Annotated in this window: 1 protein-coding gene; it reads right to left on the bottom strand. The window is 41.0% G+C overall.

Going from position 1 to position 2,988, the window contains the following annotated elements:
- The coding region (locus J8M01_RS23605; protein WP_211059578.1) for a non-ribosomal peptide synthetase at positions 1-2,988 on the bottom strand (2,988 nt) is incomplete at both ends.

Genomic DNA, 2,988 nt, shown 5'->3' with positions numbered 1-2,988 from the left:
TAAAAAAGCACTTAAAGTTGATGGTATATCATCAGCTGACATCTCTGATAATTCTAAACTAACGTATGCCACCAAAAACTTGTGACTGCCTTCACCACAACAGGTGACCGCAGCTTGCCTAATAAGTGCACTCTGCGTCAATTGCTGCTCTATTTCCGCCAACTCAACGCGATAACCTCGAATTTTTACTTGCTCGTCAATTCGCCCTAAGTATTCAAGCTGTCCATTTGTGGTATAACGCGCCAGATCGCCCGTGCGGTATAAAAGATTGCCATCATTATCTGAAAATGGGTTTATTACAAACCGACTTGCTGTTAGTTTTGATTGGTTGATGTACCCTTTACCTACACCGACACCCGCAATATAAAGCTCACCAATCGCGCCAGTAGGGAGTAATTGCTTTTCACAATCAAGTACATAAACTTGAACATTGTCAATTGGCTTACCAATAGAAATAGCAGTATCTGGCTTTAATTTAGAAACTGTGCAACAAATCGATGCTTCCGATGGCCCGTATGCATTATACATGGGGTAACATTGCGCCCATTGATTTGCTAGCGTAGCATCACAAGCCTCACCACCCACCATCAATGCCTGAAAATGATAATCTTGATGAAAAGGTAGATGTTGCAAGTATGCAGGGGTTATTAAAGCATGTGTGATCTCTTGATGTTGTAAATAGCTCGCCATTTTCATCGGATCAAACTTATCGTCCTCAGAGCTAATACACAATGCACCACCATTGATCAGCGCCCACATCCATTCCAACGTAAACGCATCAAACCCGATAGAGGCCAATTGCAATACTTTGCTATCACGATTGATCTGAAACTTTTGACCAAGATAGCAAGCAAAGTTGACCGCTCCAGTATGCGCAATTTGAACGCCTTTTGGCTTACCGCTCGTGCCTGATGTGTAAACTACATACGCCGTAGAATTGGTGGTAAAGCTTGATGACTTAGGTAGATTTGCATCACTGTAGTGATGCAAATTTTGCATTGAGTCTAAACATATCTGCGTACCACCAAAATGAGATAACCGACTCTGGTACTGATTTTCAGTCAATAATAGTGCGGTACCTGAATCTGTCAAAATATGGGTAATTCTGGGGTCTGGATAACTTGGGTCAATCGTTAAATATGCCCCTCCTGTTTTTAAAATCGCAAGCACTGCAATAAGCAGTGTTTCTGAACGTTCTAAACACACTGCAATTGTTTGTCCCGTCGATATATGATGCTGCTCTTGTAAGAAAGCAGCCAGTGCGTTGGCTCTGGTATTCAATTCTAAATACGTTAGCTGCGTACCGCTCGTTTGGATAGCCACTGCATTTGGGTCTTGATCTACTCGTTGTTCAAATAACGTATGCAAACCACATTCAAGTGGATACTGTTTTGTATCACCGGTTGCAAACCTTAATTGCGCTCCTCGTTCTTGGCTATTTAACATTTGCAATTCATTTAGCGAAATAGGCTGTGTAACAGCACAATTAGCTAGTGTGTACAATAATTGACATAAATGCTGATTGAAATACTCAATACGCTCGCGATTAAATATTGCAGTGTCGTATGTCCAGTCAATATCAACCCCTTGCTGATGCATGCTAATATTAACATCAAGGTCAAACTTAGCGGTGATTGCTTCATTGGCGATCTTTTCAATTTCCAAAGTACTACTTTGCGGTATAGGAGTCGTTGAAAAATTATTTTGTGTTGCCAATAATATTTGGAATAATGGGGTATGGGCAGCCGTTCGTTCTACATCAAGCCTATCTACCAGTTTTTCAAAAGGCATATCTTGATGCTGTTGCGCCTCAAGGTGTACCGCCTTCACATGTGCTAAATAATTGGCTAAATCGTCATGATCCGTATCAATTCTCAATACCAGTGTATTGACAAATAAACCGACCACCGCATCTAGTTCAGTTTGCTGGCGATTGGCTATCGGCATACCTAACACAATATCATGACTGCCACTATGACGAGATAGTACTAGTGCCAATAACGCATGAGATAACATAAATGGCGTCAGCTCAAAATGTTGTACTAATAACAATAGTGATTGACTTATATCCATTGTTAGTTGCTCAGAAACCTTCGCACCAACGTAATTTTTATCTGTTGGGCGATTGTAATCCAACGGTAGACTATGTACTTTCGGTGCCCCTGCCAAATGTTGTTGCCAATATTGCCAATGAGCATCTAATGCATTACTTGTTAGATATTTATTTTGCCACTGTGCATAATCGGCATATTGCAACGTTAAAACTGGTAAAGGATTAGCTTGCTTTTTAATGTATGCTTCGTAAAGCGTAAAGCATTCATGAGTCAATATATCCATTGACCAGCCATCAGTAGCGATATGCGGAATATTAACTAAAAGTACCCCTTGAACTGGCGAACAAGTTAGAAAACTGACTTTGAGCATAACATCCGTTTTAAGATCAAAAATATATTGCTGATGCTGCTCTATATGCTGTGCTATTTCACGCTTGCACTGGGCTACAGCTAAATGAGTAAGGTCAACGTGCTCAATATGAAAGTCCACCGCGTGGACATCTTGGATCACTTGCACGGCTTGTTCATTTTCTGTTTGATATACCGTTCTAAATATCGCATGCCGGGTTATGAGTGTTGTAAAAACACGCTGTAATACCGAAATATCTACCAGCCCTTTCAGTACGAGTGCCCGTGAAATATTGTAGGCGTGAGATCCTCCTTGCATAGTATCAATAAACCATAATCGTTGCTGAGCAAACGTTAATGGTGCGTGACTGCGATTTCCTATCGGCAATATTTTTTCTGGGTATAATTCTGTGGCTGGACCATTTCGTTTTTGCAACCAGCGTGCAAATTGGCGAATGCTGGGATTAGTAAACAAATCAACCAAAGCAACTTCCACGTTAAGCTGACGTTTTGTCAACGCACTCAGCTTCACAGCTAACAAGGAGTTGCCCCCTAAACTAAAAAAGTTACTCGTGACACTCAATTG

This window comes from Pseudoalteromonas sp. MMG005, assembly GCF_018101015.1.
Taxonomy (GTDB): Bacteria; Pseudomonadota; Gammaproteobacteria; order Enterobacterales; family Alteromonadaceae; genus Pseudoalteromonas; species Pseudoalteromonas aurantia.
Note: the sequence above shows the minus strand (reverse complement) of the source record. Positions and strands in the feature narration are given on the sequence as shown.